The following is a 3,314-nucleotide window of genomic DNA, read 5'->3' as shown; positions in this document are numbered from 1 at the left end:
CCGCCTTGGGCACGGTGACCGCTTCGGCGGCCGGTGCCTGGAGCATCACGGCCGCCTCGCTGAGCGATGGTGCGCACACGCTCACCGCCACGGTGACCGATGCGGCGGGCAACACGTCCGCCGCGTCGTCGGCGCTGACCGTAACCATCGACACCGGGGCACCGTCCATTGCCATCGCGCTGAGCAAAGCGACGCTCGGGGTGGGGGAGACGGCAACCGTCACATTCACGTTCAGCGAGGCGCCGGTTGATTTCTCACTCTCGGCCGTCGCCGCACAGAACGGAACGCTGTCCAATCTTTCCGTCCAGTCTGGCAGCGACGGGCTGGTCTATACCGCCACTCTGACTCCAACCGCCGAAACGGTTTCCTCCGACAGCCGGATCACCGTGGCAACGGGGTGGAGCGACTCTGCCGGGAACGTTCCGACAGGCAGCGCGACCTCAGCCGGCTATGCCATCGACACCCGGAGCCAGCCTAGCAACACAGCCCCTGTCATCGGCGGCGCGACAGCCGGTCTGGCGGTCGACGACACCGCCAGTCGCCAGCCCTTTGCCGTCCTGACCGTCTCCGACAACGAGACCGCCCAACTCCAGACGGTCGTGGTGACGGTCCGCGACTCTGGCGGCACCGCCGGCGACGCCACCGGCGTCTTCTCCACCGCCAGCCTCGCCGCCAGCGGGTTTTTCAAGTCCGCCGCCGGCACCTATACCCTGAATGCCAGTTCCGCGGCGGCGGCCCAGGCCGCCCTGCGGCTGCTCGACTTCCAGCCGGTGGCCAACCGGGCTGCTCCGGGCTCCCAGGAGATCACGGCCTTCACCGTGACGGTCACCGACGCGGACGGCGCGTCGGTGACGAACACCACGACCAGCGTCAATGTTCTGTCGGTCAACGATGCCCCGGTGCTGGCCCAGGCGCTCGGGACCCGCAATGTGGACCAGGGGCAAGCCTTTTCCTACACGATCCCGGCCGGGGTCTTCACCGATGCCGACACCGGTGACAGCCTCACCCTCAACGCGACCAGCGGCGACGGCTCGGCGCTGCCCGCCTGGCTCAGCTTCGACGCGGCCACCGGGCACCTGTCCGGAGTACCGGGCAACGCCGACGTCGGCACCCGGACGGTGCGTGTCACCGCGACCGATTCCTCCGGCGCGACGGTTTCGGACCTGCTGACCATTGAGGTCGGCAACGTCAACGACGCGCCGGTCGCGGCGAACGATGCGGGAGACACCGACAGGCTCACGCCGGTCACGGTGATCGCGTCGAACGGCGTGCTTGCGAACGACATGGACCTCGACGCCGGCGACCATCTGGCCGTCAGCGCGGTGAACGGCGACGCCGCCAACGTCGGCCGGGCCATCACGCTGGCCGGCGGCGGCCGGCTGACGCTGAACGCCGACGGCGGCTACAGCTTCGACCCGGCGGGCGGCTACGGCACGCTGCTGTTCGGCCAGACCCGGCAGGAGACGGTCAGCTACACCGTCACCGACCAGTCCGGCGCAACCTCCACCGCGACGCTGACCATCACCGTGCGGGGCGTCAACACCGCCCCGGCGGTGCAGGAGGCCAAGCATGTCGCCATCGACCAGAATTCCAGCCGCGTCGGCCTGTCGATCGACAAGCCGGTCGATCCGGAAGGCGACCCGCTGACCATCACGGTCACCGGCCTGCCCACGGTTGGGACGCTCCAGCGGTACGACGGCACGGCACTCGCCGTCGGCGACACGCTGACACCGGACCAGCTCGCCGCGGTGATCTACACGCCGCCCTTCGGCGCCACCGGGGCCGCTGGGTCCTTCAGCTACGCCGTGTCCGACGGGACCAACCTGGTCGGCCGGGCGGTGACGATCAGCCTGACGCCGGTGCAATGGCTGAGCCTCACCCCGTCCAGCCTGTCGATCGCCGAGGGCAACAGCGGGTCGACCGGCCTGACCTACACGATCACACGGCGCGGCGACACCTCGGGCGCCACCACGGTCAAATGGCAGATCGATACGACCGGCTTGGGCGGCAGCCTCGCCGACGCGGCCGATTTCGGCGGCTCGCTGCCCAGCGGCACCGTCACCTTCGCCGCGGGTGAGACCAGCAAGACCATCACCGTTCCAATCAGCGGCGATCGGCAGGTCGAGGCCAACGAGCAATTCCGGGTCCTGCTCTTCTCCCCCTCAACCACGGTTGCCGAGGCCAAGATCACGGTGGAGAGCGCCACCGCGATCGGCACCATCCTCAACGACGACCAGGCTGCGGCAATCACGGCGGTGACCGGTCCGGCTGCCGGTCGCTATCTGGCGGCGCGCGGCGACACGCTGGATTTCACCGTATCCTTCAGCGACGCGGTCAGCGTCTCCGGCAGCGGTGCGCCGCGGCTGGCGCTGACCATCGGGTCCCAGACCCGCTACGCCACCTTCCTGCGCGTGGACTCCGGCAAGCTGGTGTTCCGCTATGCCGTCGGCGCGGACGATCTGGACAGCGACGGCATCGCCGTCACCGGGACCATCGACCTGAACGGCGCGCAGATCCGCGACAGCGCCGGCAACGCCGTCACCAGCCTGTCCTTCGGCAGCGCGGCGCCGGTCACCAGCCACGTGCTGGTCAATGTCCGCGGCGGCCATGCCATCGACGGCTACATCGCCGGCGCCACGGTCTTCGCCGACGCCAACGCCAACGGCCAGCTCGACCCCGGTGAGGCGTTCGGGACCACGAACGCGGTGGGGAGCTGGTCGATCCCGGGCGGGTCCGGCCCCATCATCATGATCGGCGGTGCCGACATCTCGACCAACCTGCCCTTCACCGGCGTCTACGAGGCGCCGGGCTCGGCGTCGGTCATCACGCCGCTGACCACCATCATCATGGGCATGGCGGGGCTCGCCGGTACCGACAGCGAGATCGCCGCGGCAGCGACCGAGCTGAAGAGCAAACTCGGCCTCGACGCCGGGATCGACCTGCTCACCTACGACCCGATCGTCGCGGTGACCACGACGGGGGCGGCCAGCGCGGCCATCGCGACCGCGCTGAAAACCCAGGGCGCGGCGGCCAGCGTCGCCAACGTGATCGTCCAGGGCAGCGCCGTGCTCGCCGGGGTGGTGATCGGCGCGCCGCGGGCCAGCGGCGTGATCGGGCGGGCGCTGGTGGGCGCCATCGCCGACGCGATCAAGGCAGTCCCGGCCGGCGGAACCATCGACCTGTCTTTTATACCCATCTGAAGCTGCCGACGAGCCACTCCGTGTCGGACACGGTGGGCTTGGTCTCATTTAACATAAAATGCGTGAGCACATAAGCCGGTCAGATCCACGGCTCTGTATCTACTAAACATATGA

Annotated in this window: 1 protein-coding gene; it reads left to right on the top strand. The window is 69.2% G+C overall.

Going from position 1 to position 3,314, the window contains the following annotated elements:
- The coding region (locus tag GBZ26_RS28360; RefSeq protein ID WP_247884938.1) for an Ig-like domain-containing protein at nt 1-3,200 on the top strand (3,200 nt) is incomplete at its 5' end.
- Between the last annotated feature and the right edge of the window lie 114 nt (nt 3,201-3,314).

It is taken from the genome of Azospirillum formosense (assembly GCF_013340925.1).
GTDB lineage: Bacteria > Pseudomonadota > Alphaproteobacteria > Azospirillales > Azospirillaceae > Azospirillum > Azospirillum formosense.
The sequence above is the reverse complement of the archived record's forward strand: the minus strand, read 5'-3'. Positions and strand labels throughout refer to the sequence as shown.